Here is a 25,656-nt window from a genome sequence, read left to right as displayed (position 1 = left end):
TACCGGGCCGGAGCGGCGTGCTTGACGCTGCTCTCGGGCCCCGGCGAAGGTGGCAGGCATGACGAAGCCGTCACCGCAGCCGTCCTCGCCCCTGTCCCCTTCCTCTTCCCCGTCCCCTTCCCCGTCCCGTATCCGGGTCGGCTCCGCCCCGGACTCCTGGGGGGTGTGGTTCCCCGACGATCCCCGGCAGGTGCCCTGGCAGCGCTTCCTCGACGAGGTGTCCGGCGCGGGCTTCGAGTGGATCGAGCTCGGCCCGTACGGCTATCTGCCCACCGATCCGGCCGTCCTGACGGAGGAGACCTCCCGGCGCGGCCTGCGGGTCTCGGCGGGGACGGTCTTCACCGGCCTCCACCGCGGCCCCGAGGTCTGGGACCGCACCTGGGCGCACGTCGCCGAGAACGCGGCCCTCGCGCAGGCGATGGGCGCGGACCAGCTCGTCGTCATCCCGGCGTTCTGGCGGGACGACCGCACGGGCGAGGTGCTTGAGGACCGGACGCTCACCCCGGCCCAGTGGCGGGACCTGACACGGCTGACCGAGCGTCTGGGCCGGGAGGTGCGCGAGCGGTACGGGCTGCGGATCGTCGTCCATCCGCATGCCGACACCCATCTGGACGGCGAGGAGAGCGTCACCCGGTTCCTGGACGCCACCGACCCGGACGCGGTCTCGCTCTGTCTGGACACCGGGCACTACGCGTACGCGGGCGGGGACAGCGTCAAGCTGATCCAGACGTACGGCGAGCGGATCGGCTACCTCCATCTCAAGCAGGTCGACCCGGAGGTCCTGGCCGGGGTGATGGCCGAGGGGGTGCCGTTCGGGCCGGCCGTGGCGCGGGGTGTGATGTGCGAACCGCCGTCGGGGGTGCCCGCCCTCGAACCGGTGCTCGCCGCCGCGTCGGCGCTCGACGTGGACCTGTTCGCGATCGTCGAGCAGGACATGTACCCGTGCGAGCCGGACGTCCCGTACCCGATCGCGCTGCGCACCCGGCGCTTCCTGCGCTCCTGCGGCGTGTGACGGGCGCATACCTCCCTGACCAGGGGTGAGGCACGCGGACACGCCGGGGTCCTGTTGCGTCACTTCTGTCACGCGCGTCCCTTCGGCGTCACACATATCTCCGTTATGCGGGTTTTCCGTCACAGGCGCACGACAGGCGTTCTCCTCCTGTCTGGGGCGGCCGTTGCAGGGGGCACAGGCTCAGTGATCGCCAACGCCCGCCCGCAGCGCCCCCGAACGGCACCCCCGCCGCCGCTGCGCGGTGAGCAGGGAGGTACCAGGCATGACGGACAAGAGGCTCTGGTCGTACAAGGACATCGCCGCACACATCAAGGTGCAGCCCGACACGGTCCGCTCCTACCGGAAGCACGGACTGCTGCCGGCCCCCGACCAGGTGGAGTCGGGCAAGCCCTACTGGTACGCGGACACGATCCGCGCCTGGGTCGCCAGCCGCCCCGGCAACCGGGGCCGCCGCGACTGACGTGCCGTCGCCTGCCCGACGAGGACGCCGGGTCCCCGAATCGTCCGGGGCCCGGCGTCCCGCTTTCTCATCCGCGCAGCGAGACGGCCTCCCGGGGTGTCTCGGCCGCGCCGGCCGCCCCGGGGTCCTCGCCCGCCCCGTCCGACTCGCTGATCCCGAACCGGTCGTGGAAGCGGCGCAGCGGGCCCGGGGCCCACCAGGTGAGGCGGCCGGTCAGTTTCATCACGGAGGGGACGAGGAGGCTGCGGACCACCATGGCGTCCATGAGGACGGCGAGGGCGACGCCGAGGCCGAGCATCTTGGTGTTGGTGACGCGGGAGGTGCCTATGGCGACCATGACGACGGCGAGGATCACGGCGGCGGCGGTGATGAGGCCGCCGGTGTGGCGCAGGCCGAAGCGGACGGAGTGCTCGTGGTCGCCGGTGGCGTCGTACTCCTCCTTGATGCGGGAGAGCAGGAACACCCCGTAGTCCATGGAGAGTCCGAAGGCCACGCAGAACATGAGCACCGGCAGGGTGGTCTCGATGTCGCCGGTGGGGGTGAAGCCGAGGAGGCCGGAGAGGTGGCCGTCCTGGAAGACCCAGACGACGGCCCCGAACATCGCCGTGAGGCTGAGGGCGTTGAGGACGACGGCCTGGACGGGGATGAGGACGCTGCCGGTGAGCAGGAAGACGAGGAGCAGCGTGACGAGGACGATGATCGCCGCCGCCCAGGGCAGCCGCTCGGCGAGGGCGTCCTTGGAGTCGACGAGGACGGCGGCCTGCCCGGTGACGGACGTCTCGAACGGAGCCGGCACGGACCGGAGTTCGTCGACCGTCCGCTGGGCTTCGGCGCCGACGGCCTCCCCTTCGGGCACGACGGTGAAGTAGGCGTGGCCGCTGCCGGCGGTCACCGGCCCTTCGGCCCGTACGACGCCGTCGACGCCTGCGATCAGCTCCCGGTAGTCCGCGTACTGCGCGGGCGTGGCCGGGCCCTCGGCGAGGACGGTGATCCCGCCGCCCGGGTCGCCGGGGAAGCCGTCCCGCAGCTGGTCCTGGACGACCCGGGAGGAGGCGGTGGCGGGCAGCTGGCGGTCGTCGGCGGTGCCGAGCTCCACACCGAGGAAGGGCAGTCCGAGGAGGACGAGTCCCGCGGTGGTGAGGACGGCGAAGACCGGCGCCCTGCGCATCACGAGCGCGGCGGCCCGCCCCCAGCCGGCGTCTTCGCGGCCGTCTCCGGCTCCGGCTCCGTCTCCGGCTCCGTCGAGGGCGTCGAGGGCGGCCTTCCGGGGACGGCCGCGCCGGAGGAGGCGCCGCAGGTCGAGTGCGTTGACCCGGTCGCCGAGCAGGACGAGGGCCGCCGGGAGCAGGGTGAGCGCGGCGGTCGCGGCGAGCAGGACCACGGCGATCCCGGCGTACGCGAAGGAGCGCAGGAAGTACTGCGGGAAGACCAGCATCGCGGCGAGTGAGACGGCGACGGTCAGGGCCGAGAAGAGCACCGTCCGGCCTGCGGTGCGCAGGGTGGTGCGCACGGCGGTGTACGTGTCGGCCCCGGCGGCGAGCTCCTCGCGGTAGCGGCGGACGACGAACAGGGCGTAGTCGATGGCGAGTCCGAGCCCCAGGGCCGTCGTCAGGTTCTGCGCGAAGACGGAGACGTCCGTGAACTCGGTGATGCCACGCAGGACGGCGTTGGTGCCGAGGATGGCGACGATGCCGACGCCGAGCGGCAGCAGGGCGGCGACGGCGCTGCCGAAGACCATGACGAGGAGGACGAGGGTGACGGGCAGGGCGATGAGCTCGGCCCGCAGCAGATCCTCCTGGATGACCACCTGCATCTCGTGGCGGACGGCGAGGGAGCCGCCGAGGGAGACCTCGACGGGGCCGTGCGCGCCCCGGTACTCGGGGGCGATCCGGTCGAGTATGGCGGCGGCGTCCTTCTCCTCGCCGGCGATCCGGGCGGCGATGACGGCCTGCCGGCCGTCCTCGGAGCGGAGGGCGGGCGAGCCGGTCGACCAGTAGGAGCCGACGCCGTCGACGCCCGGTTCGGCGTCGAGCCGCTCGGCGAGCGCGCGGGCCTCGGCGGCCGCCGCCGGGGCGTCGACGCCGGCCGGTCCCGCGTCGACGAGCAGGAGCAGATTGGGCTGGGAGCCGGGGAAGCGGCGCTCCAGGGCCTCCGTCGCGTACGTGGATTCGGCGGCCGGGTCCTCCCAGCCTCCGCTGCCCATCCGTTCGGCGACCCCGCCGCCGGCCAGGACGGCGAGGGCGGTGAGGACGAGTGCCACGAGGAGCGTGAGGCGCGGGCGGGCGGTCACGAACCGCGTCCACCCCCCGGCCCCCCGCGCGCCCCCACCGGGCGGTGTCTTCTTGACTTCGGCCATGACGAGGTGTCCCCTTCACCTGACCCCTGTGCTCGCTTCCCGGCAGGTCACAGGGGTCACCCATTGCCATAGACTGGCAAACACGAGCGATCACTCGCGTTTCTCAAGAATGCGAGCGACCTCTCGCATTTGTCAAACGTGTTGAGGAAGCTGGGGACAGTCATGTCCGACGACGTGTCCGAAGACCTGAGCGGAGAGACGTCCGGAGAGGCGTCCGGCGAACCCAGGCCGCGCCGCCGCCAGGCGCGCGGCGAGCGCCGCATCGCGCAGCTGCTCCAGGCCGCCGCGAACGTCTTCTGCGCGAACGGCTACACGGCGGCGAGCACCAACGCGATCGCGCGCGAGGCCCACGTCTCACCCGGCACGCTCTACCAGTACTTCCCGAACAAGGAAGCCATCGCGATAGAGCTCGGCGAGCGCCTCCTGCACGAGATGCGGGAGGCCCACGGCCAGGCGTTCACCGCGGCGAACCTCGCCCTGCCACTACCCGAACTGCTCGACGCCGTGGTCGATCCGATGATCGAGTTCAACTGCCAGAACCCGGCCTTCCTCGCCCTCATGCACGGCTCCGAGGTGCCGGGCCGGATCGTCGAGGAGCACGACGCCCTGCACGTCTCGCTGCTCGCCCGGGTGCAGGACGTCCTCGCCCACTACGCCCCCGGCACACCCGCCGAGGACCGCGCCCGCGTCGCCGACATGGCCTTCGCGACCTTCAAGGGCGGCCTGGGCCTCGTACTCGCCGCGCCCGAGGGGGCCGAGCGGGACGCGACGATCGTCGAGCTCAAGACCGTCCTCCTGCGCTATCTGGCCCCGCTGACCGAGGGGTCGATCGCGGCGCCGCCGGTCACCACGTCTCGGACCCACTGACGGAGCCCCCGGGCCTGCCCGGACCTCCCGACTCCTCCCCCGCCCCCGGCCCCGACCCCGCCCCAGCCCCCGCCCCAGTCCCAGTCCTCGCCCGCGCCCGCAGCTTCAGCGCGAGCAGCGGGAAGACGAGGACGGAGACCATCCCCGCCCCCACGAGCGCCGCCGCCTCGCCCGCCGTCAGCGTCTCGTCGTCCACGCCGATGGTGGTGATCGCGACGACGAGCGGCAGCGCGGTGGAGCCGTACAGGACGAGCCCGGTCCGGTCCTCGCGGCCGAGGTCGCGCGGGGCGAGGAACCAGATCGGCCCGCCGCGCACCAGCAGGAACAGCAGCAGGAAGACCGGCAGCAGGAGCAACGTCCGGCCGCCGTCGAGGAGCGAGTCCAGGTCGAACTCGATCCCGGTGACGACGAAGAAGACCGGGACGAGGAAGCCGAAACCGACGCCCTCGATCTTCTCCAGGATCCGCGGGCCGGACTCGGGCGCGGCCCCGGTCAGCACGAGCCGGGTGACGAGTCCGGCCGCGAAGGCCCCGAGCAGTACGTCGAGCCCGAGGGCCGTCGACGCCCCGAGCATCAGGGCGAGCAGCAGGAAGACGAACCGGACCGCGAACTGGCCGCTGCTGTCCAGGGTCCTGGCGATGACCTTGGAGAACCACGGCGGGCGCGGCCGCAGCGCCCAGTAGACGGCCCCCGCCGTGAGCGCGGCGAAGGCGGCGAGGAGCGCGGTCGACTCGCCCGCGCCGCGCCCGCTCAGGAGCAGCGCCATGGCGATGATCGGGCCGAACTCGCCGACCGCCCCGAAGGCCATGACGACCGAGCCGAACCTCCCGTGGAGGTCGCCCGCGTCCCGGAGCACCGGCAGGACGGTCCCGAGCGCGGTGCTGGTGAGCGCCACGCCGATGAAGACGCCCTTCGCGTATCCGCCGCCGAGCAGGATGCCGGCGGCGAGTCCGAGCACGAGGGCGATCAACCAGGCCCGGACGGAGCGCCGGAGGGTGTCGCCGCGGACCTTGCCGAACTCGATCTCGTACCCCGCGAGGAAGATCAGCATGGTGAGGCCGAGTTCGGAGAGTCCGTCGATCAGCTCGCTCGGACGGGCCCAGCCGAGGACGTCGGGGCCGATGAGGATGCCGAGCAGGATCTCGAAGATGACGAGGGGGACGGGGAGCTTCCGCCCGACCGCGTAGGCGAGCAGCGGCGCCAGGACGGCGATCGCCATGATCAGGATGAGCGTGGTCCCCGAATGCGACATATGGGGTATTTACCATAGGGGTCGGCGGGGTGATCCGATGACGGAGACGGCCCGCCTTCCGGGCCATGGCCGAGATCGCTCGCGCACCACGACCGACCCTGACTGGAATTTATACCCCCTAGGGGTATAAATTGGTGGTGTACGGCTCTGACACCCACGAGGAGAACGCCATGTCCGCAGAGACGAAGACCGAGCTCACCACCGTCTACCAGGTCAAGGGCATGACCTGCGGCCACTGCGAGGGCGCCGTCTCCGGTGAGATCTCCGAGCTGCCCGGCGTCTCCTCGGTCACGGCCGTCGCCGCCACCGGTCAGGTGACCGTCGTCTCCGCCGCCCCGCTCGACGAGGAGGCCGTGCGGGCCGCCGTCGACGAGGCCGGCTACGAGCTGGTCTGACCACTCGCCTGTCACCACCCCGCAGGGCCGTACCGTTACCGGGTACGGCCCTGCTCTCGTTTGGAACCGCTCATGACGTCCACGATCACCGAGCTGACGATCGGTGGCATGACCTGTGCCTCCTGCGCCGCCCGTGTCGAGAAGAAACTCAACCGGATGGACGGAGTGATGGCGACGGTCAATTACGCCACCGAGAAGGCACGGGTCGAGCACCCCCCGGAGCTGACGGTCGACGATCTGATCGCCACCGTCGTCAGGACCGGATACACCGCCGAGGAACCCCCGCCCCCTGAGCCCCGGCCCGAGCCCGAGCTCGCCCCGGAGCCCGACGAGGACCCGCAGCTCGCCGCCCTCCGGCAGCGGCTCAACGTCACCGCCCTCCTCGCCGCCCCCGTCGTCCTGCTCGCCATGGTCCCGGCGCTCCAGTTCGACAACTGGCAGTGGCTCTCCCTCACGCTCGCCGCCCCCGCCGTCGTCTGGGGCGGACTGCCCTTCCACCGGGCCGCCCGCACCAACCTCCTGCACGGCGCCGCCACCATGGACACCCTCGTCTCGGTCGGCACCCTCGCCGCCTTCGGCTGGTCGCTCTGGGCCCTCTTCCTCGGCGACGCGGGCATGCCCGGCATGCGGCACGGCTTCGACCTCACCGCCGACCGCTCCGACGGCACCTCCACGATCTACCTGGAGGTCGCGGCCGGAGTCGTCACCTTCATCCTGCTCGGCCGCTACCTGGAGGCCCGCGCCAAACGGAAGGCGGGCGCGGCGCTCCGGGCCCTGATGGAGCTCGGCGCGAAGGACGTGACCGTCCTGCGGCGAGGCACGGAGGTACGGATCCCGGTCACCGCGCTCCGGGCCGGCGACCTCTTCGTCGTACGCCCCGGGGAGAAGATCGCCACCGACGGCACCGTCACCGAGGGCGCGTCGGCGGTCGACGCCTCCCTGCTCACCGGCGAGTCACTGCCGCTCGACGTCACCGAGGGCGACGCCGTCACCGGCGGCTGCGTCAACGTCTCCGGACGGCTCGCCGTCCGGGCCACCCGGGTCGGCACCGACACCCGGCTCGCCCGGATGGCGAAGCTCGTCGAGGACGCCCAGAACGGCAAGGCCGAGGTGCAGCGGCTCGCCGACCGGATCTCCGCCGTGTTCGTCCCCGTGGTGCTCCTCATCGCGCTCGGCACCCTCGTCACCTGGCTGCTCGTCACCGACGACCCGACCGCCTCGTTCACCGCCGCCGTCGCCGTCCTGATCATCGCCTGCCCCTGCGCCCTCGGCCTCGCCACCCCGACCGCCCTCCTGGTCGGCACCGGCAGGGGCGCGCAGCTCGGCATCCTCATCAAGGGACCCGAGGTCCTGGAGTCCACCCGCCGCGTCGACACGGTCGTCCTCGACAAGACCGGGACGGTCACCACCGGCCGGATGCGGCTGACCGGCGTCCATGTGTACGGGGGGAGGTACGGCACCGACGGCACCGACGAGCTCCGGCTGCTGCGGCTCGCGGGCGCCCTGGAGCACTCCTCCGAGCACCCGGTGGCCCGCGCGGTCGCGGCCGGTGCCGCCGAGCGGTGCGGTCCGCTCCCCGTACCGAAGACCTTCGAGAACGTCCCCGGGCTCGGCGTACGCGGCTCGGTCGACGGCCATCTGGTCCTCGTCGGCCGCGCCGCCCTGCTCACGGCGGAAGGCGTGGAGGTCCCGGCGGGCGCCGCCGGGCCCGGCGCCGTCCACGTCGCCTGGGACGGGGTGGCCAGGGGCACCCTGACCGTCGCCGACACCGTCAAGGACACCAGCGCCGAGGCGGTCGCCCGGCTGCGCGGCCTGGGGCTGCGGCCCGTGCTGCTCACCGGGGACCACCGGGCGGTGGCGGAGGCGGTGGCCGCCGAGGTCGGCATCGACGAGGTGATCGCGGAGGTGCTGCCCGAGGAGAAGGCCGAGGTGGTCCGGCGGCTCCAGGCGGAGGGCCGGACGGTCGCGATGGTGGGCGACGGCGTGAACGACGCCGCCGCGCTCGCCACCGCGGATCTCGGCCTGGCGATGGGGACGGGTACGGACGCGGCCATCGAGGCGAGCGATCTGACCCTGGTCCGGGGCGATCTGCGGGTCGCGGCGGACGCCATCCGGCTCTCCCGGCGGACCCTGGCGACGATCAGGGGAAACCTGGGCTGGGCCTTCGGCTACAACGTGGCCGCCCTGCCCCTCGCGGCGGCCGGACTGCTCAACCCGATGATCGCGGGCCTGGCCATGGCCCTTTCGTCCGTGTTCGTCGTGTCCAACAGCCTGCGGCTGCGACGCTTCACGTGAATTCACCCACACGTGACGCACAGGACCTTCACAAGGAGATCTAGATCACAGATATTGGGGGGTAACCATCTGGGCTGTTCGCGAGTCTAAGTGGGCGATGCCGAGAACGTCTTGGGGGACGTTCATTGGGAGGTCTTGGGGGACGTCCCAATTGGCAAGCGTTGGCCGGGGCACGTGCACCGGGGAGCTTTGAGCGGCCCTCCCGTACGTACGTACCCCGGCAGACCGCGTCGCGCCCGCCCCGCGCAGCTTCTGCTGACGCCCGGCAGACGCCCGGCCCGGATCCCGTGGGGGGAATCCGCTCCGGGATATGGGAAGCGCCCCGTCCGTCGACCCGTGGGGGGATCGACGGCGGGGCGCTTCCTGCTTTTCAGCGAAGTGTCAGCGGGACTCGACCGGGACGAAGTCGCGGAGGACCTCGCCCGTGTAGATCTGGCGCGGGCGGCCGATGCGGGAGCCCGGCTCCTTGATCATCTCGTGCCACTGGGCGATCCAGCCGGGGAGCCGGCCGAGCGCGAAGAGCACGGTGAACATCTCGGTCGGGAAGCCCATCGCGCGGTAGATCAGACCCGTGTAGAAGTCCACGTTCGGGTAGAGGTTGCGCGACACGAAGTACTCGTCGGAGAGCGCGTGCTCCTCCAGCTTCAGCGCGATGTCCAGCAGCTCGTCGGACTTGCCGAGGGCCGAGAGGACATCGTGCGCCGCCGCCTTGATGATCTTGGCGCGCGGGTCGAAGGACTTGTACACCCGGTGGCCGAAGCCCATCAGGCGGACGCCGTCCTCCTTGTTCTTCACCTTGCGGATGAAGGAGTCGACATCGCCGCCGTTGGCCTTGATGCCTTCCAGCATCTCCAGGACCGACTGGTTGGCGCCGCCGTGCAGGGGACCCCAGAGGGCCGAGATGCCGGCGGAGATCGACGCGAACATGTTCGCCTGCGAGGAACCGACCAGACGCACGGTGGACGTCGAACAGTTCTGCTCGTGGTCCGCGTGCAGGATCAGCAGCTTGTCGAGCGCGGCGACGACGACCGGGTCGAGGTCGTACTCCTGCGCCGGGACCGAGAAGGTCATGCGCAGGAAGTTCTCGACGTACCCGAGGTCGTTGCGCGGGTAGACGAAGGGGTGACCGATCGACTTCTTGTACGCGTACGCCGCGATCGTCGGCAGCTTCGCGAGCAGCCGGATCGTGGAGAGGTGACGCTGCTCCTCGTCGAACGGGTTGTGGCTGTCCTGGTAGAACGTCGACAGCGCGGAGACCACCGAGGACAGCATCGCCATCGGGTGGGCGTCCCGCGGGAAGCCGCGGAAGAAGTTCTTGACGTCCTCGTGGACCAGCGTGTGCTGCGTGATCTCGTTCTTGAAGGTCGCCAGCTCGTCGACCTTGGGCAGCTCACCGTTGATCAGCAGGTACGCCACCTCAAGGAAGGTGGAGCGCTCCGCCAGCTGCTCGATGGGGTAGCCGCGGTACCGCAGGATCCCCTGCTCACCATCGAGGTAGGTGATCGCGGATTTATAGGCGGCGGTGTTGCCGTATCCGCTGTCCAGGGTGACCAGACCGGTCTGGGCTCGGAGTTTCCCGATGTCGAAGCCCTTGTCGCCGACGGTGCTCTCGACCACCGGGTAGGTGTATTCACCGTCCGCGTACCGCAGTACTACAGAGTTGTCGCTCACGTCATCCCTCACCGACGTAGTGCCTCTTCTTCGAGGTGCCCTGACTGTCTCTACCATCCCCCATTTGGCTCAGGAGAGTGCACTCGGGGTCGACCATTGGGCCAATCGGCGGCACTCAGTGCCGCCAACCTTCATATCCTGCCCCCTTCGCCCCGGTTCTGGTAGTCCTCCGTGATCTTTCACACGAGGGTGCGACCTGTGAGCCGGAAGGCGAGTGCGGTAAAGCGCCGGCCCGCCGAGACCGTGCGGACGGCCTGGGCGATCGCGCGGCGGGAGCCGACCAGGACGACCAGCTTCCGGGCCCGGGTCACGGCCGTGTAGAGCAGGTTCCGCTGGAGCATCATCCAGGCGCTCATGGTGACCGGGATCACCACCGCCGGATACTCGCTGCCCTGCGAGCGGTGGATGGTGACCGCGTACGCGTGGGCGAGCTCGTCCAGCTCGTCGAAGTCGTACGGCACCTCCTCGTCCTCATCCGTCCGCACGGTCAGCCGCTGCTCGACGAGGTCGAGGGCGGTGACGACGCCGACCGTGCCGTTGAAGACCCCGTTGGCGCCCTTGTCGTAGTTGTTGCGGATCTGGGTGACCTTGTCGCCGACCCGGAAGACCCGGCCGCCGAACCGCTTCTCCGGCAGGTCCGGGCGGGCCGGGGTGATCGCCTGCTGGAGCAGCCCGTTGAGCGAGCCCGCGCCCGCCGGGCCCCGGTGCATGGGGGCGAGGACCTGGACGTCCCGGCGCGGGTCGAGCCCGAACTTGGCCGGAATCCGGCGGGCCGCGACCTCCACGGCGACCCGGGCGGCGTCCTCGGTCTCCTCCTCCACGAAGAGGAAGAAGTCCGGCAGCCCCTCCGTCCTCGGCGGGACGCCGGCGTTGATCCGGTGCGCGTTGGTGACGACGCCGGACTCCTGGGCCTGCCGGAAGATCCGGGTGAGACGGACCGCCGGTACGGGGCTTCCCGGCGCGAGCAGATCGCCGAGGACCTCACCCGCGCCCACGGACGGAAGCTGGTCGACGTCGCCCACGAGCAGCAGATGGGCTCCCGGCGCCACGGCCTTGACCAGCTTGTTCGCGAGGAGCAGGTCGAGCATGGAGGCCTCGTCGACCACGACCAGGTCGGCGTCGAGGGGCCGGTCCCGGTCGTAGGCCGCGTCGCCGCCGGGCTTGAGCTCCAGGAGCCGGTGGACGGTGGAGGCCTCCGCGCCGGTCAGCTCGGCGAGCCGCTTGGCGGCCCGGCCGGTGGGGGCGGCGAGGACGACCTTGGCCTTCTTGGCGCGGGCCAGCTCCACGATGGAGCGGACCGTGAACGACTTGCCGCAGCCTGGTCCGCCGGTGAGCACGGCGACCTTACGGGTGAGGGCGAGCCGCACGGCCTCCTCCTGCTCGGGCGCCAGCGAGGCCCCGGTCCGGTCCGCGAGCCAGGCGAGGGCCTTGTCCCAGGCCACGTCCCGGAAGCCGGCCATCCGGTCCTCGTCGGCGCCGAGCAGCCGGCGGAGCTGCCCCGCGAGCGACAGTTCGGCCCGGTGGAAGGGGATCAGGTACACGGCGGTGACGGGCGTGCCCTCGGGACCCGGCACCACTTCCCGTACGACCCCCTCGGGGTCCTCGGCCAGCTCGGCGAGGCACTCGATGACGAGCCCCGTGTCGACCTGGAGGAGTTTGACGGCGTCGGCGATCAACCGCTCCTCGGGCAGGAAGCAGTGCCCCTGGTCGCTGGACTGCGACAGCGCGTACTGAAGTCCCGCCTTCACCCGGTCCGAGCTGTCGTGCGGTATCCCCACCGCCTGGGCGATCTTGTCGGCGGTCAGGAACCCGATGCCCCACACGTCGGCGGCGAGCCGGTAGGGCTGGTTCCGCACGACGGAGATCGAGGCGTCCCCGTACTTCTTGTAGATCCGGACCGCGATGGAGGTGGAGACGCCGACGCCCTGGAGGAAGACCATCACTTCCTTGATCGCCTTCTGCTCCTCCCAGGCGGCCGTGATGTTCTTGGTGCGCTTGGGCCCGAGGCCAGGGACCTCGATCAGACGCGCGGGGGCCTCTTCGAGGATGTCGAGGGTGTCGAGCCCGAAGTGCGAGGTGATGCGGTCGGCGAAGACGGGCCCGATGCCCTTGATCAGACCGGAGCCGAGATAGCGGCGGATGCCCTGGATGGTGGCGGGCAGGACGGTCGTGTAGTTGTCGACGGTGAACTGCTTGCCGTACTGCGCGTGCGAGCCCCAACGCCCCTCCATCCGCAGCGACTCCCCCGGCTGCGCCCCGAGCAGCGCCCCGACCACGGTGAGCAGATCCCCACCACCGCGCCCGGTGTCGACGCGGGCGACCGTGTAGCCGGTCTCCTCATTGGCGTAGGTGATCCGCTCCAGAACACCAGTCACTTCACAAACACCCTGGCGGCTGCCTTGCTGCGACTCAACTCCCCTACCGGGCATGCCCCACCTGGCTTCCTACGTCTCCGATGCCTGGGAGGCTATCGCCCGCCACCGACAGAGCGGCCATCTCGTGGTTTCTCGCAGCCACAGGTGTGATGGGATCCCCGGCATGACAGATTGGCCGCAACTCAGCCACGCCTACGGCTCCGCCGAAGACATACCCGCCCTGCTCGCACGCATCGCGTTCGAGCCCAAGCCAGAGCTCTGGAACGACCTGTGGTCCGCACTCTGCCATCAGGGCAGCGTGTACTCGGCCAGCTTCGCGGCGCTGCCCTGGCTGGCCGACATGGCTGGCAATGCAGACCGAGGTCAAGCCGTGAACGCTCTGAACCTGGCGGGCGCCATCATGGCGGGCGCCGAGCAGCCGCACGGAGCCGGCGATGTCCGCACACAGCACTCGGCGGAGATCGCGACCCTGCTGGCATCGGTGAACCGCCATCTCCGGACCGCGACCCATCGCACGGAGTACATCGATCTCCTGGAGTCCATGCTCGGCTTCGAGGGCGTCGCGGGATGGAGCGAGGACCTGGCATGGGGGCTCGGGAACGAGGAGTTCGAAGTCTCCTGTCCCGGCTGCGAAACCGACCTGTTCATCGTCCTCGGTGAACGCGGGTTCTTCTGCACCGGCGAGGACTACGCACTGTCGGACGACAGCATCGAGACCCGGCCGCTGCGACCGACGAGCCCCGCAGGTCTGGAAGGCCTCGGTCGACGTCTTCACGACATCGCACTCACCGACGGTCAACACGACGTCGCACGCCTGCTGACCTTCGTCTTCGGGAGCGCGACCTGCCCGGACTGCGAAACCGACTTCTCCGTAGCCGACCAGGTCACGACCCAGGCGTAACGTCAGTCACTTTGGTTTGGAGAAGTGGGGTTGCGCTCAAGGACACCTTCGAGCACTGCCGACCCCGGCCCGCGACCTTCGTTGGACATGCCCCGAAGGTAGCGAACCGGTCGGACAGCGAGCGCGGCCCGGGCGAACGCGGTCACCGTCACCGGCCCGCGCGCACGCGGCTCACCCCGCGCGCCTCACAGGTCGTCCACCGTCCCCAGGACGGCCGGCCCGCAGCCTTCGGGCAGGTGGGCCGCAACCTCGGCGAACGCCTCCTCGGCCGTCGCGAATCGGCCGTGGACCTCCTCCGCCCCGGCACGGTTCGTCACCTCGTAGCCTCCTTCCCCGAGGGGATACACGGCCGGTACGTCCCTCGGATGGGGATATCCGACGCAGCGGCTCAACAGCAGGATTCCGTGGCTCACGCCGGGAAAGAGCTGCCGTAGCCGCGGCTGCGCAAAGGCGGCCCGGACCATCTCGGGCTCGATCACCTCCGGCCCGTACGGCAGAACCGTGCGCCATTGGGCCTCCACGATCTCCGCGGCACTCTGTGCGGGTGTCTCGTCAGTCACTCAGTCGCCTTTCCCTTTGGGCCTGCCGAGCTGGATCTCCGGGATGTCCGGAGTCGGCACCTTGATCTCCGTGAACCCGTCGCGGCCGTCGGACGTGTACCAACGGATCTCCTCCCACGGCCGGCCGACCAGCCCCGTCGGGGGGCGGCTGGTTCAGTCCGAGCACCACACTGTGCCGCGGCCGGTCGGGACCTCGGTGCGGGCACATCTCGAGTCCCAGCGGGTCGATCGACGTCGTCGGGTCGTCGACGTACGTGACCGCGTTGGGGGCCGGGTTCAGCCCCAGCGGATCCGGCGACACGTAGCGGCCGGTGTCCGGGTCGTAGTGCCGGTGGCGGTTGTAGTGGAGGCCCGACTCCGGGTCGAAGTACTGCCCGGGGAAGCGCAGGGGCGTGTACGCCGTGGCGCTCCGGTTCCAGGTGGTGGCGCCCCACAGCGTGGTCCGGGTGCGTCAGGTCACGTCGCCCTGCTCGTCGACCAGTTCGCGCGGGGTGCCGACCAGGTCCGTGATCACGGCGAAGAAGCGGCGGTCGATCTCCTCCTGGTCCACGAGGCGCCGTTCCACCTGGGTGAGCGGGCCTCGTTCCGTCGTGGTCCCACGTCAGGGCGATCGTCTCGGGCGTGCCCGTCACCCGTGTGCTCTGCTCGCAGAGCGTGTCGCCGTCCCACGTGAACGTCGTCTCCTCGACGACCGAGACCCCGTCAGGCGCCAGTCGCCGCTTGGCTGTGCGGCGGCCGAGCGCGTCGTACACGTAGTGCCAGCGCGTCCCGTCGGGGGTGGTGACCGAGACGAGGCGGTCCTCGGCGTCCCAGCCGTAGTGCCAGGTGTCGGGCTTCCGCGAGAGACGGGTCTTCTGGCGGAGTACGACCCTGCCTTGGGCGTCGTGCTCGTAGCGGGTGCGGCCGGCCGAGGTGATCCGGGTGCCGGTGTAGACGCGGGGCCCGGCCGCCTCGCCGGCGCCCGGCCAGTCCGCGTCGGTCTGGTTGCCGGCCTCGTCGTACGCGTACCGCTCGCTCCAGTTCTCCGCCGTGACGGCCGAGACCCGGCCGTCGCCCGTCAGTCGGAACTCCCGCCGGCCGGCGAGCTGGTCGTCCACGGAGGTGAGCCGGCCGTCCGCACGGTAGGTGTACGTCCGTTGCTGGACCGTCCGGCCGTCGGGACCGGTGACCCGCTGACCGGTCGTGCGACCCAGGCCGTCGTACGTGTGCTCGATCGACAGCGAATCGCCGATCTGCCGCCCCGTCTCCCGCCCCCTCTGCCGCCCTGGACCTCAGCCTGGCGTCTTGAGCCTCAATGGACTCACTCTTCTCGTCCCGGCTGTAGGAAATTCGCTCAGCCAGTAGCACACGTCTCACGGTCAACCGGCCCCGCCTGTGAAAACCGTCAGCGCTCCTGCCGTACGAGCTGCCCTCCCCGGCTGTCCGCGACCCGCTTCACGTCCCGCAGGGACCCAATCAGGCAGCGCGCGAGGTAGCGCAGTTCACCGCTGGACGCCCGGCGGTCCGCGAGGAGCTCGGCGGCGTGGGCAAGGAGGTCGCCCGCCATCCCGAGCTGGAGGGCCTCGATGTCGTCGGCGAGCCGGGCCACCCGACCCGAACCGTCCGACAGCAGATAGCAGGGGCGCCCGTCCTCCCCCGTCCAGGGCAACAGCCTTCCGGTGCTCACCGCGTCACCCCGACGGGGATCGTCGGCAGCACACCGACGTCCGCCCCCGGCCCGACGATCCGCAGGGCGCGCCGGGCGACCGTCCGCCGCTCGTGAGCGAGCAGGTACGGACGCACCAGAGGGCTGTCCTCGCCGCGCGGGGGAACGGTCCCGGTGCGGTGCGCGGTCGGCCCGTGGACGTACACGCAGGAGTACGGGTACGTGGGGTGGGACGGGACCGGCCGAGAGCCCGCGTCCCACCACCGGAAGGGACGGAGGCAACGGGTGAGTGCCTCCCTCAGTTGTGTGAGGCGAGAGGACATGGAGACCCACTTTCGTCGCTTTGTGTGTCGAATCCCTCACAGCTTGGGGTCGCCGCTGACTACGCTGCCAGGGGTGGAGCCTTGACAGCGCATCGGTCAGGTTGGGGAGTTGAGTGCATGGATCAGCGCCGTAAGCCGCGTACGCCACGCGAGAAGTACGGGGAGGAGTTGAGGCTCCGGCGCGTCGCCGCCGGACTCACGCAGGAGGCGCTGGGTGACCTGGTGGTGTGCTCGCCCACACTGATCAGCCACTTCGAAGCGGGCAGACGGCTCCCGAAGCCGGACGACGCGCGACGGATCGACCGGGCGCTGGGGACGGACGGGTTCTTCGAGCGCTGGCTTCAGGATCTGGAGTCCAAGTACGCCGACCACTTCGCGGCGGCGGCCGAGCTGGAACCACAGGCCTCGACGATCAAACAGTTCGCGCTGTCGCTGGTCCCCGGTGTGCTCCAGACGCCTGAGTACGCCCGCGCTCTGTTTCGGGCGTACCGGCCGAACCACACGGCGGAGGAACTTGACGAGGCCGTTGTCATCCGAACAAAGCGTGCTCGCATCCTCGAAGGACCGGCGAATCCTGTCATCTGGACGCTGCTCGACGAGGCCGTGCTTCGGCGCGAGGTCGGGGGGCGTCAGGTGATGGCTGAACAGCTCCGCAGGATCGTGGACTTGGCCGAGGCCGGACGAATCCGGTTGCACGTGCTGCCGAACAGCGCCGGTGCGCACGCGCTCCAGCAGAGCCTGCTCACCCTCATGAGCTTCGAGGACTCTGCCCCGGTCGCCTACGTGGAGGCATTCCTCACGGGCAACCTGATGGACGATCCGTCCCTGGTGAACGCCAGTCGCACGGCCTACGCTCTGGCTCTGAGCGACGCGCTGTCGCGACAGGAGTCACTGGCCCTCGTGAGGGCAGCAGCAGAGGAATACGCACATGGTCCACAGTGAGCACACCGTCTCCGACGCGTCCGCCCTCACCGGGTGGTACAAGTCCAGCTACAGCGGCGGCGATCAGGGCGAGTGCCTTGAGGCCGCCCGCGGCCACGCCGGTGTCCCCGTCCGTGACAGCAAGGCTGTGACCGGGCCCGCCGTAGTCTTCTCGGCCCACGGCTGGTCCGCCTTCGTCACCGCCGTCAAGGACGGCCGCTTCTCCGCCTGACCCTCCGCACCGCACGAGCCCGAGGGTTCGGGAGGGTGTCCGGCCCCGGCTTCGGCCTCTCCCCGCCTGGCTCAGCCGCCCGGATTCCACTCCTTCTGCTCCACGCTGTGATGCTCCACGGGCCGGTCCGTCCCGAGCTTCGCCCAGATCAGGAACCCGCCGACACCCACCCCGGCCAACCCTGCCGGAATCAACACCGCCCACAGCCACTCCGGCACACTCCCCACCCCCCACCCTCCCAGGACGCCTGGCGTGGGCGGGAGGGTTCCCCGGCGGGGCGCCCGGGGCGCCGGGAGACGCGCCTGTGGCGGCTTCCGGTGGCCCCGGGCTACGATGTATGAGCGGTGTGCATTCTTCCCACATGACCCACATGGAGGGTGATCATGGGCGTGACCAACGTGGATGTGGACGACGACGTACTTGCCGAGGCCGCGAAACTGCTCGGTACGACCACGAAGAAGGACACGATCAACACCGCCCTGGAAGAAGTCATCAGGCGCCATCACCGCCGGGAGGCGTTCCAGCGTCTCGCGGAGCGTGGCGCGCGAGGGGAGCTGGAGCCCACGCGCCGCCACTGGGAAGCCCGTAAGGCCGCCCAGCGCGGCGGGAACGTCGAGTGATCACCTACCTCATCGACACCAGCGCGTACGTCCACCTCGGCACCGATCCGGCGGCCCAGCGGCGCTGGGAAGCCGAGATCGAGACCGGCGCCATCGGCATGTGCGAGGCCACCCGGGCGGAGATCCTCTTCAGCGCCACCAGCGTGGACGACCGCGATGAGACCGCTGAGGACCTCTCCGCCATGTTCACGGCCGTCCGGGTTCCGAAGGACGCGTGGCGATGGGTGGAAACCGCCCAGTACAAGCTGACCCAGAAGGGCCAGCATCGCGCGGCGGGCGTGGTGGATCTGCTCCTCTGCGCCACGGCGGTCCATCACGGGCTGACCCTCCTGCACCGGGACAACGACTTCGCCACGGTCGCCCGCGTCCTCAAGGAGGTCGAGCAGCAGGACGTGCGGCACCTGGGTGGGTGACCGCTCACAGGCAGCGCGCCGGGCCCCGTACGCCCACAGCCGCCCGGTCCCGCACGGCCCGGGCGGCCTCGCCTCGCGGCCCCTCCGCACCGGGGCCGCGCGGTCTCAGATGGTCAGGAAGCGGCTCAGCGTCTCCTCCAGGACCTCCACGCCGTCCCTCGCCCACAGGTCGTCGTTGAAGAGTTCCACCTCGACCGGGCCCGTGTAGCCCGCCTTCTCGACCAGGTCCGCCCAGGCGCGGAGGTCGATGCAGCCGGTGCCCAGTTGGCCTCGGCCGTTGAGGACTCCCGCCGGGAGCGGGGTGGTCCAGTCGGCGAGTTGGAAGGAGTGGATACGACCGGCCGCGCCCGCCCGTTCCACCGCCGCCGGGGCCCGGTCGTCCCACCACAGGTGGTACGTGTCGACCACCACGCCCACCTGCTCGGGCGGGAAGTGCTCGGCGATGGCCAGCGCCTGGTCCAGGGTGGAGATCGCGCAGCGGTCGGAGGCGTACATCGGGTGGAGGGGTTCGATGGCGAGGCGGATGCCGCGCTCCCCCGCGTACGGGGCCAGTTCGCCGATCGCCTCCGTGATGCGCTCCCGGGCCGACGGCAGGTCGGGGCAGGCGGGGGTGAGGCCGCCGGAGACCAGGACGAGGGTGTCGGTGCCGAGCGTCGCCGCCTCGTCGATCGCCGCGCGGTTGTCCTCCTCCCACCCTTCGGCGGTGAAGAAGCCGCCCCGGCAGAGGGTGGTGACCGTGAGGCCCGCGTCCCGCACCAGTGCGGCCGCCGCCTCCACCCCGTACTCCTGGACGGGCGCGCGCCACAGGCCCACGCCCGGGATGCCGAGGCGGACGCAGTGGGCGACGAGGTCGGGCAGGGTGAGCTGTTTGACCGTCATCTGGTTGATGCCGAGGCTGTCCAGGTTCACTGCGGGACTCCGTACACCGTGAGGAGGGATCGCATGCGGGCCTCCGCCAGCGCCGGGTCCGGGAACAGGCCCAGGCCGTCCGCCAGTTCGTACGCCTTCGCGAGGTGCGGGAGCGAGCGGGCGGAGTGGAGTCCGCCGACCATCGTGAAGTGGTCCTGGTGGCCGGCCAGCCAGGCGAGGAGGACGACGCCGGTCTTGTAGAAGCGGGTCGGGGTCTGGAAGAGGTGCCGGGAGAGGGCGACCGTCGGGTCGAGAATCGCGCGGAAGCCCGCGACGTCTCCCGTGTCCAGGGTCCTGACCGCCTCCGCCGCCAGGGGTGCCAGCGGGTCGAAGATGCCGAGCAGGGCGTGGCTGAAACCCTGCTCGTCGCCGGCGATCAGCTCCGGGTAGTGGAAGTCGTCGCCGGTGTAGCAGCGGACGCCTTCCGGGAGGCGGCGGCGGAGTTCGACCTCGCGGCGGGCGTCGAGGAGGGAGACCTTGATGCCGTCGACCTTGTCGGGGTGCGCGGCGATGACCTCCAGGAAGGTCTCGGTGGCGGTGTCGAGGTCGGCCGAGCCCCAGTACCCGTCGAGCGCCGGGTCGAACATCGGGCCCAGCCAATGCAGGACGACGGGCTCGCTCGCCTGGCGGAGGAGGTGGCCGTACAGGTCGAGGTAGTCCTCGGGGCCGGAAGCGGCGGCGGCGAGGGCGCGGGAGGCCATCAGGATGGCCTGCGAGCCGGTGTCCTCGACGAGGGCGAGCTGCTCCTCGTACGCCTTGCGGACGGCCGGCAGGTCGGCCGGGCCCGTGAGCTGGTCGGTGCCGACGCCGCAGGCGATCAGACCGCCCACGCTCCGGGCCTCGGCCGCGGACCGGCGGATCAGTTCGGCGGCGCCCGCCCAGTCGAGGCCCATGCCGCGCTGGGCGGTGTCCATGGCCTCCGCGACGCCGAGGCCGTGGGACCAGAGGTGGCGGCGGAAGGCGAGGGTGGCGTCCCAGTCGACGGCGGCCGGGGAGTCGGGGGTGGTGTCGGCGTACGGGTCGGCGACGACGTGGGCGGCGGAGAAGACCGTACGGGAGGTCAGGGCGCCGGTCGTGGTGAGCGCGAGGGGCTCGGCGCGCGGCTCGTACTCCCGTACGCCTCCGTCGGGTCCGGGCAGACGGATCACAGGGACACCTCAGGGACGTCGAGGCGGCGGCCCTCGGCGGCGGACCTCAGGCCCAGCTCGGCGAGCTGGACGCCGCGGGCGCCGGCGAGGAGGTCCCAGTGGTAGGGCTCGCCGAGGGTGACGTGCCGCAGGAACAGTTCCCACTGGGCCTTGAAGCCGTTGGCGAACTCGGCGTTGTCGGGGACCTCCTGCCACTGGTCGCGGAAGGACTCGGTGACCGGGATGTCCGGGTTCCAGACGGGCTTGGGGGTGGCCGAGCGGTGCTGGACGCGGCAGCCGCGCAGTCCGGCGACGGCGGAGCCGTGGGTGCCGTCGACCTGGAACTCGACGAGCTCGTCGCGGTTGACGCGGACCGTCCAGGAGGAGTTGATCTGGGCGACGGCGCCGCCCTCCAGCTGGAAGATGCCGTACGCGGCGTCGTCGGCGGTGGCCTCGTACGGCTTGCCCTGCTCGTCCCAGCGGCGCGGGACGTGGGTGGCGACGTGGGCGCTGACGGAGGTGACCCGGCCGAACAGCTCGTGGAGCACGTACTCCCAGTGCGGGAACATGTCGACGACGATGCCGCCGCCGTCCTCGGAGCGGTAGTTCCAGCTGGGGCGCTGGGCGTCCTGCCAGTCGCCCTCGAAGACCCAGTAGCCGAACTCGCCGCGTACGGACAGGATCTCGCCGAAGAAGCCGCCGTCGATGAGGCGCTTGAGCTTGAGCAGCCCGGGGAGGAAGAGCTTGTCCTGGACGACGCCGTGCTTGACGCCCTTCTCCGAGGCGCGGCGGGCGAGGTCGAGGGCGCCGGCGAGGTCGGCGGCGGTGGGCTTCTCGGTGTAGATGTGCTTGCCGGCGTCGATGGCCTTGGTGAGCGCCTCGACGCGGGCGGAGGTGACCTGGGCGTCGAAGTAGATGTCGACGCTGTCGTCGGCGAGGACGGCGTCGAGGTCGGTGGACCACTCGGTGAGGCCGTGGCGCTCGGCGAGCGCGCGCAGGGCGTGCTCGCGACGGCCGACGAGGACGGGTTCGGGCCAGAGGGTCTCGCCGTTGCCGAGGTCGAGGCCGCCCTGTTCGCGCAGGGCGAGGATCGAGCGGACGAGGTGCTGGCGGTATCCCATGCGTCCCGTGACGCCGTTCATGGCGATGCGGACTGTCCTGCGTGTCACGAAAGGGTTCCTCTCCCGGTTGTGCGGCGCCCCACGGATCATCCATAGAAAGCGCTTTCCATCGAGGATGACGCTAGCCTGCCGACATCGCCGTCGACAAGGGCCCTGGAGGTACGCACACGATGACCGTCACCCTGGCGGACGTGGCCGCCCGCGCACGGGTCTCCCCCGCGACCGTCTCCCGCGTCCTCAACGGCAACTACCCGGTCGCCGAGTCGACCCGGGAGCGGGTCCTGCGGGCGGTGGACGAGCTGGACTACGTCCTCAACGGCCCGGCGAGCTCCCTCGCCGCCGCCACCTCCGACCTGGTCGGCGTCCTCGTCAACGACATCGCCGACCCCTTCTTCGGGATCATGGCGAGCGCGGCGCAGAGTGCGATCGGGGAGGGCGCGTCGGGGCGGGGCGGCGGCGAGAAGCTCGCCGTCGTCTGCAACACCGGCGGCTCCCCCGCGCGCGAGCTGACGTACCTCACCCTGCTCCAGCGGCAGCGGGCCGCGGCCGTGATCCTCATGGGCGGCTCGCTCGAGGACCCCGCGCACCTGGCGGCGACGGCCGGCAAGCTCGCCAGGCTGGCGGAGGCGGGGACGCGGGTCGTGCTGTGCGGGCGGCCGCCGGTGCCGGGCGACGCGAACGCGGCGGCGCTCGCCTTCGACAACAGGACCGGCGCGCGGCGCCTCACCGAGCACCTGCTCGGGCTCGGCCACCGGCGCATCGGCTACGCGGCCGGGCCCGCCGACCGGACCACGACCCGGCACCGCCTCGAAGGCCACCGGGCGGCGCTCGTGGAGGCGGGCGTGGCGGAGGGCCCGACGGTCCACGGCGCGTACGACCGGCAGGCGGGCTACGAGGCCACGACCGAACTCCTCGCCCGCGACCCGGACCTCACGGCGGTCGTCGCCGCCAACGACACGGTGGCCCTCGGCGTCTGCGCGGCCCTGCGGGAACGGGGCCTGGACATCCCGGGCGACGTGTCCGTGGCGGGCTTCGACGACCTGCCGTTCTCGGTGGACGCGGTCCCGGCCCTGACGACGGTACGCCTCCCGCTCCACGAGGCGGGGGCCCGCGCGGGCCGCCTGGCGATGGGCACGGAGGAGCCTCCGACGGGCGGCGTGGAGACGGTCCCGGGGGAGCTGGTGGTACGGGGGTCGACGGGGCGGCCTCGGGGGTAGGGGGCGTCCGGGCGTCCCCCTGGGCACGCTCGGGTCTCTCGAGGAGTGTCTGCTGACCCGACAGGCCCCCCGGGGGCCCGCCGGTGCCGGGGGCGTCTCGCCCGACCAGGCACGGCACGCCTCAAGCGGCCGCCGTCGTCCGGCGGTGCACCCGCGCCCGAGGGCTGCGGCTCCCTACTCCCCCGCCGTCAGCCCCGTCGCCGCGAGTACCGCTTCCGCCGTCTCCTCCACCGTCTGGTCCGTGTTGTCGATCCAGGCGCCCTCGCCGGACAGTTCGGCGCGCATCGCCTCGTCCAGGAACGACCAGTTCGTCGTCAGGCGCTTGTGGCGGGCGTTGTTGCGTTCCCAGGCCTTGTCCGGGGCGGGGGCCAGGAACACCACGTGGAGCGGGCCCGCCTTCAGGTGGGCGCGGTAGAAGTCCAGGTGGGAGCGGCGTACGACCACGTCGTCGAGCACCGGGAGGAAGCCGGCCGTGGTGAAGCTGTCCGCGAGGAGGCAGGCGTTGCGGGCGCGCAGCAGGATCTGACGGTCCGCCTCCGGGTCGCCGTCCGGAGTGGGCCAGTGGCAGCCCTGGACGATCAGCTCCTGGAGGTGGTCGACCTCGATGTGCGCCGAGCGGGCGAAGCGGGCCGCGAGGGCCGCCGCGACCGTCGACTTGCCGCTGCCGGGGATGCCGGCGAGCAGGACGGCGCCGGGGGCGGGCTCGGGCGCGTCGACGGTGAGGTGCGCGAAGGTCATACGGGCCTTTCCTCGCGGACGGGACCGGACGACGATACGGCGATGGGCTCCTCGACCGCCACGGGATTCCCGGGCGCCACCGGCCCCTGGGCCGCCATGAGGTTCCCGGGCGCACCGGATTCCCAACCGCCACCGGATTCCCGGCCGCCCGCCCCGGGCGTCGGCCCCGGCCGCCCCCGGGCGTCGGCCGGGCTCCATGTGGCGGACCAGGGCAGGCGGGGGCGGCGCGGCGCCCCGCGATCCGGGAGGTGGTCCGTACGCTCCAGGAACTCCGGCTCGGGATCGCCGCCGTGGGCGATTCGTGCGCGGGTCCTTGACCTGGCAGTTACTTTCGGGCTATCCGTGACTCCTTGGAAGTTTCCTTCAACGGGAGGCTTCCCGGGATCCCGACAACCTCGCACGGCCGGAAGGAGCATCATCAGTGCACCACCGCGCCCCCTCCCGACGCACCCTCCTCACGGTGACCGCCGCCGCCGCAGCGGCCGCCGTCACCGGGGTGAGCACGCCCGCCCTCGCCGAGCAGGAGCGGCACGACGACAGGAAGCTCCGGCGGATCATCGCCCGCATGTCCCTCGCGCAGAAGGTCGGCCAGCTCTTCGTGATGCGGGTGTACGGCCACTCCGCGACCGACCCGGACCAGGCCGACATCGACGCCAACCTGGCGGAGATCGGCGTCCGTACGGCCGCCGAGCTGGTCGAGCGCTACCACGTGGGCGGAGTCATCTACTTCACCTGGGCCCACAACACCCGCGCCCCGCAGCAGATCGCCGAGCTCTCCAACGGCATCCAGCAGGCGGCGCTCGCGCAGCCCACCCCGGTCCCGGTGCTCATCTCCACCGACCAGGAGCACGGCATCGTCTGCCGGGTCGGCGAGCCCGCGACCCTGGTGCCCGGGGCGATGGCCCTCGGCGCGGGCGGCTCGCACGCGGACGCCCGCCGGGCGGCGCAGATCGCGGGCGCCGAACTCGCGGCCGTCGGCATCCGGCAGAACTACGCCCCGGTCGCGGACGTCAACGTCAACCCGGCCAACCCGGTCATCGGCGTCCGTTCCTTCGGCTCCGACCCGGCGGCGGTCGCCGGGCTCGTCGCCGCGCAGGTCAAGGGGTACCAGCGGGCGGGGGTCGCGGCCACCTCCAAGCACTTCCCGGGGCACGGCGACACGGCCGTCGACAGTCACTACGGGCTGCCGACGATCACCCACACCCGGGCGCAGTGGGCGGAGCTCGACGCCCCGCCCTTCCGGTCCGCGATCGCCGCCGGGATCGACTCGATCATGACCGCGCACATCGTGGTCCCCGCGCTCGACCCCAGCGAGGACCCGGCGACCCTCTCCCGGCCCATCCTCACCGGCATCCTGCGCGAACAGCTCGGCTACGACGGGGTGGTGGTCACCGACTCGCTCGCCATGGAGGGGGTGCGCACCAAGTACGGGGACGACCGCGTCCCGGTCCTCGCGCTGAAGGCGGGTGTGGACCAGCTGCTCAACCCGCCGAAGCTCGACGTGGCGTGGAACGCGGTCCTGAGGGCGGTCAGGGACGGCGAGCTGACGGAGGACCGGCTCGACGAATCGATCCTGCGGATCCTGCGGCTGAAGTCGAAGCTCGGTCTGTTCCGGAACGCGTACGTGTCCCGGGCCGGCGTCGAGCGGGTGGTCGGCTCCGCCGCCCATCTCGCGCAGGCCGACCGGATCGCCGAGAGCACCACGACCCTGCTCCTCAACGAGGACGAGTTCCTGCCGCTCAGCCCGGTCTCGCACCCCTCGGTCCTCGTCGTCGGCGCCGACCCGGCCTCGCCGTCCGGGACCACGGGGCCGCCCACCACCACCCTGGCGACGACCCTGAGGGAACTCGGGTTCACCGCGACCGCGCTCTCCACCGGGATCACCCCGACGGCCGCGAGGATCGAGGAGGCGGTGGCGGCGGCCGCCGGCAAGGACGTGGTCGTCGTCGGCACGTACAACGTCACCGCGACCAGCCCGCAGCGCACGCTCGTGGCGCGGCTCGTCGCGACGGGGGTGCCCGTCGTGACGATCGCGATCCGCAACCCGTACGACATCGCCAGGATCGACGGCCAGCGGGCGACGCTCGCGTCCTACTCCTGGACCGACGTCGAACTCCGGGCCGCCGTACGGGTCCTGGCGGGCCGGGCGCGGCCGAGGGGGCGGCTCCCGGTCCCGGTCCAGGACGCGGCCGACCCGGCGAAGGTGCTCTATCCGGTGGGCCACGGCCTGTCGTACCGCTGACGGA

General features: G+C 71.5%; 23 protein-coding genes and 1 pseudogene. 12 read left to right on the top strand and 12 right to left on the bottom strand.

The window, feature by feature from the left end; genetic code table 11:
- The first annotated feature begins 58 nt into the window (after window positions 1–58).
- Together ACIRB7_RS06195 and ACIRB7_RS06190 are read left to right on the top strand one after the other, a co-directional pair.
- A complete protein-coding gene (locus tag ACIRB7_RS06195; protein ID WP_403593081.1) occupies window positions 59–1,012 on the top strand; it encodes a sugar phosphate isomerase/epimerase family protein in 954 nt (317 codons plus the stop codon).
- A 262-nt stretch (window positions 1,013–1,274) separates the two neighbouring features.
- Window positions 1,275–1,472 carry a MarR family transcriptional regulator gene (locus ACIRB7_RS06190; protein WP_351209787.1) on the top strand — a complete coding sequence of 66 codons (198 nt, stop codon included), beginning with the start codon at window positions 1,275–1,277 and terminating at the stop codon, window positions 1,470–1,472.
- 67 nt (window positions 1,473–1,539) lie between these two features.
- Here the strand turns inward: ACIRB7_RS06190 and ACIRB7_RS06185 are convergent, their stop codons facing one another.
- Window positions 1,540–3,828, bottom strand: a complete 2,289-nt coding sequence (locus ACIRB7_RS06185) for an MMPL family transporter (RefSeq protein WP_403593078.1) — start codon at window positions 3,826–3,828, stop codon at window positions 1,540–1,542.
- 162 nt (window positions 3,829–3,990) lie between these two features.
- Between ACIRB7_RS06185 and ACIRB7_RS06180 the strand changes: the two genes are divergently transcribed.
- Window positions 3,991–4,695 (top strand): TetR/AcrR family transcriptional regulator, encoded by a 705-nt coding sequence (locus tag ACIRB7_RS06180; RefSeq protein ID WP_403593075.1) that lies wholly within the window; start codon window positions 3,991–3,993, stop codon window positions 4,693–4,695.
- Here ACIRB7_RS06180 and ACIRB7_RS06175 read toward each other — a convergent pair.
- Window positions 4,673–5,947 carry a cation:proton antiporter gene (locus ACIRB7_RS06175; RefSeq protein WP_403593072.1) on the bottom strand — a complete coding sequence of 425 codons (1,275 nt, stop codon included), beginning with the start codon at window positions 5,945–5,947 and terminating at the stop codon, window positions 4,673–4,675. The genes ACIRB7_RS06180 and ACIRB7_RS06175 overlap by 23 nt on opposite strands.
- Before the next feature lie 170 nt (window positions 5,948–6,117).
- Between ACIRB7_RS06175 and ACIRB7_RS06170 the strand changes: the two genes are divergently transcribed.
- Together ACIRB7_RS06170 and ACIRB7_RS06165 are read left to right on the top strand one after the other, a co-directional pair.
- Window positions 6,118–6,342, top strand: a complete 225-nt coding sequence (locus ACIRB7_RS06170; protein ID WP_403593070.1) for a heavy-metal-associated domain-containing protein — start codon at window positions 6,118–6,120, stop codon at window positions 6,340–6,342.
- Between the two features lie 72 nt (window positions 6,343–6,414).
- Window positions 6,415–8,637 carry a heavy metal translocating P-type ATPase gene (locus ACIRB7_RS06165; RefSeq protein ID WP_403593067.1) on the top strand — a complete coding sequence of 741 codons (2,223 nt, stop codon included), beginning with the start codon at window positions 6,415–6,417 and terminating at the stop codon, window positions 8,635–8,637.
- A gap of 381 nt (window positions 8,638–9,018) precedes the next feature.
- On the opposite strand, the gene ACIRB7_RS06160 is transcribed toward ACIRB7_RS06165, so the two are convergent.
- Together ACIRB7_RS06160 and ACIRB7_RS06155 are read right to left on the bottom strand one after the other, a co-directional pair.
- Window positions 9,019–10,308 (bottom strand): citrate synthase, encoded by a 1,290-nt coding sequence (locus tag ACIRB7_RS06160; protein ID WP_351209775.1) that lies wholly within the window; start codon window positions 10,306–10,308, stop codon window positions 9,019–9,021.
- Window positions 10,309–10,487: 179 nt separating this feature from the next.
- On the bottom strand, window positions 10,488–12,737 hold the full coding sequence (locus tag ACIRB7_RS06155) for an ATP-dependent RecD-like DNA helicase (RefSeq protein WP_403593063.1): 2,250 nt from the start codon (window positions 12,735–12,737) through the stop codon (window positions 10,488–10,490).
- A 109-nt stretch (window positions 12,738–12,846) separates the two neighbouring features.
- On the opposite strand from ACIRB7_RS06155, the gene ACIRB7_RS06150 reads away from it, so the two are divergent.
- Window positions 12,847–13,584: a hypothetical protein gene (locus tag ACIRB7_RS06150; protein WP_403593061.1), complete on the top strand. Its 738-nt coding sequence runs from the start codon at window positions 12,847–12,849 to the stop codon at window positions 13,582–13,584.
- 185 nt (window positions 13,585–13,769) lie between these two features.
- Here the strand turns inward: ACIRB7_RS06150 and ACIRB7_RS06145 are convergent, their stop codons facing one another.
- The 3 genes and pseudogenes from ACIRB7_RS06145 to ACIRB7_RS06135 form a co-directional block, all read right to left on the bottom strand.
- The gene (locus tag ACIRB7_RS06145) at window positions 13,770–14,105 is read right to left on the bottom strand and encodes a DUF6193 family natural product biosynthesis protein (RefSeq protein ID WP_403594350.1); all 336 of its coding nucleotides are present in this window, start codon (window positions 14,103–14,105) and stop codon (window positions 13,770–13,772) included.
- 250 nt (window positions 14,106–14,355) lie between these two features.
- Window positions 14,356–15,397, bottom strand: a pseudogene (locus tag ACIRB7_RS06140) (RHS repeat-associated core domain-containing protein); the annotation flags it as partial.
- Between the two features lie 131 nt (window positions 15,398–15,528).
- A complete protein-coding gene (locus ACIRB7_RS06135) occupies window positions 15,529–15,810 on the bottom strand; it encodes a hypothetical protein (protein WP_403593058.1) in 282 nt (93 codons plus the stop codon).
- Between the two features lie 419 nt (window positions 15,811–16,229).
- On the opposite strand from ACIRB7_RS06135, the gene ACIRB7_RS06130 reads away from it, so the two are divergent.
- Both ACIRB7_RS06130 and ACIRB7_RS06125 read left to right on the top strand, forming a co-directional pair.
- A complete protein-coding gene (locus ACIRB7_RS06130; RefSeq protein ID WP_403593056.1) occupies window positions 16,230–17,054 on the top strand; it encodes a Scr1 family TA system antitoxin-like transcriptional regulator in 825 nt (274 codons plus the stop codon).
- On the top strand, window positions 17,041–17,265 hold the full coding sequence (locus ACIRB7_RS06125) for a DUF397 domain-containing protein (protein ID WP_403593053.1): 225 nt from the start codon (window positions 17,041–17,043) through the stop codon (window positions 17,263–17,265). The genes ACIRB7_RS06130 and ACIRB7_RS06125 overlap by 14 nt, the downstream gene beginning before the upstream one ends.
- Window positions 17,266–17,336: 71 nt before the next feature.
- Here ACIRB7_RS06125 and ACIRB7_RS06120 read toward each other — a convergent pair whose 3' ends face one another.
- Window positions 17,337–17,483, bottom strand: a complete 147-nt coding sequence (locus ACIRB7_RS06120) for a hypothetical protein (protein ID WP_403593050.1) — start codon at window positions 17,481–17,483, stop codon at window positions 17,337–17,339.
- A 165-nt stretch (window positions 17,484–17,648) separates the two neighbouring features.
- Here ACIRB7_RS06120 and ACIRB7_RS06115 point away from each other — a divergent pair, with 165 nt between their 5' ends.
- A complete protein-coding gene (locus ACIRB7_RS06115; protein ID WP_403593048.1) occupies window positions 17,649–17,885 on the top strand; it encodes a type II toxin-antitoxin system VapB family antitoxin in 237 nt (78 codons plus the stop codon).
- A complete protein-coding gene (locus tag ACIRB7_RS06110; protein ID WP_403593046.1) occupies window positions 17,882–18,298 on the top strand; it encodes a PIN domain nuclease in 417 nt (138 codons plus the stop codon). Before ACIRB7_RS06115 ends, ACIRB7_RS06110 begins: the two co-directional genes overlap by 4 nt.
- Before the next feature lie 105 nt (window positions 18,299–18,403).
- Here ACIRB7_RS06110 and ACIRB7_RS06105 read toward each other — a convergent pair whose 3' ends face one another.
- The 3 genes from ACIRB7_RS06105 to ACIRB7_RS06095 are packed head-to-tail and all read right to left on the bottom strand — an operon-like array spanning window position 18,404 to window position 21,503.
- Entirely contained in the window at window positions 18,404–19,177 is a 774-nt protein-coding gene (locus ACIRB7_RS06105; protein WP_403594347.1) for a sugar phosphate isomerase/epimerase family protein, read from the bottom strand.
- A gap of 26 nt (window positions 19,178–19,203) precedes the next feature.
- Window positions 19,204–20,355, bottom strand: coding sequence for a dihydrodipicolinate synthase family protein (locus ACIRB7_RS06100; RefSeq protein ID WP_403593043.1), 1,152 nt, complete (start codon window positions 20,353–20,355; stop codon window positions 19,204–19,206).
- A complete protein-coding gene (locus ACIRB7_RS06095; protein ID WP_403593041.1) occupies window positions 20,352–21,503 on the bottom strand; it encodes a Gfo/Idh/MocA family protein in 1,152 nt (383 codons plus the stop codon). The genes ACIRB7_RS06100 and ACIRB7_RS06095 overlap by 4 nt, the downstream gene beginning before the upstream one ends.
- Before the next feature lie 122 nt (window positions 21,504–21,625).
- Here ACIRB7_RS06095 and ACIRB7_RS06090 point away from each other — a divergent pair, with 122 nt between their 5' ends.
- On the top strand, window positions 21,626–22,672 hold the full coding sequence (locus ACIRB7_RS06090) for a LacI family DNA-binding transcriptional regulator (RefSeq protein WP_403593038.1): 1,047 nt from the start codon (window positions 21,626–21,628) through the stop codon (window positions 22,670–22,672).
- A 174-nt stretch (window positions 22,673–22,846) separates the two neighbouring features.
- Here the strand turns inward: ACIRB7_RS06090 and ACIRB7_RS06085 are convergent, their stop codons facing one another.
- Complete coding sequence (locus ACIRB7_RS06085; protein ID WP_403593035.1) at window positions 22,847–23,410, bottom strand: AAA family ATPase; 564 nt, start codon at window positions 23,408–23,410, stop codon at window positions 22,847–22,849.
- Between the two features lie 421 nt (window positions 23,411–23,831).
- Between ACIRB7_RS06085 and ACIRB7_RS06080 the strand changes: the two genes are divergently transcribed.
- Window positions 23,832–25,652 (top strand): glycoside hydrolase family 3 protein, encoded by a 1,821-nt coding sequence (locus ACIRB7_RS06080; protein ID WP_403593032.1) that lies wholly within the window; start codon window positions 23,832–23,834, stop codon window positions 25,650–25,652.
- The last annotated feature ends 4 nt before the right edge of the window (window positions 25,653–25,656 follow it).

Origin of the sequence: Streptomyces sp. NPDC093795, from assembly GCF_044764665.1 — a bacterium.
Taxonomy (GTDB): Bacteria; Actinomycetota; Actinomycetes; order Streptomycetales; family Streptomycetaceae; genus Streptomyces.
Note: the sequence above shows the minus strand (reverse complement) of the source record. Positions and strands in the feature narration are given on the sequence as shown.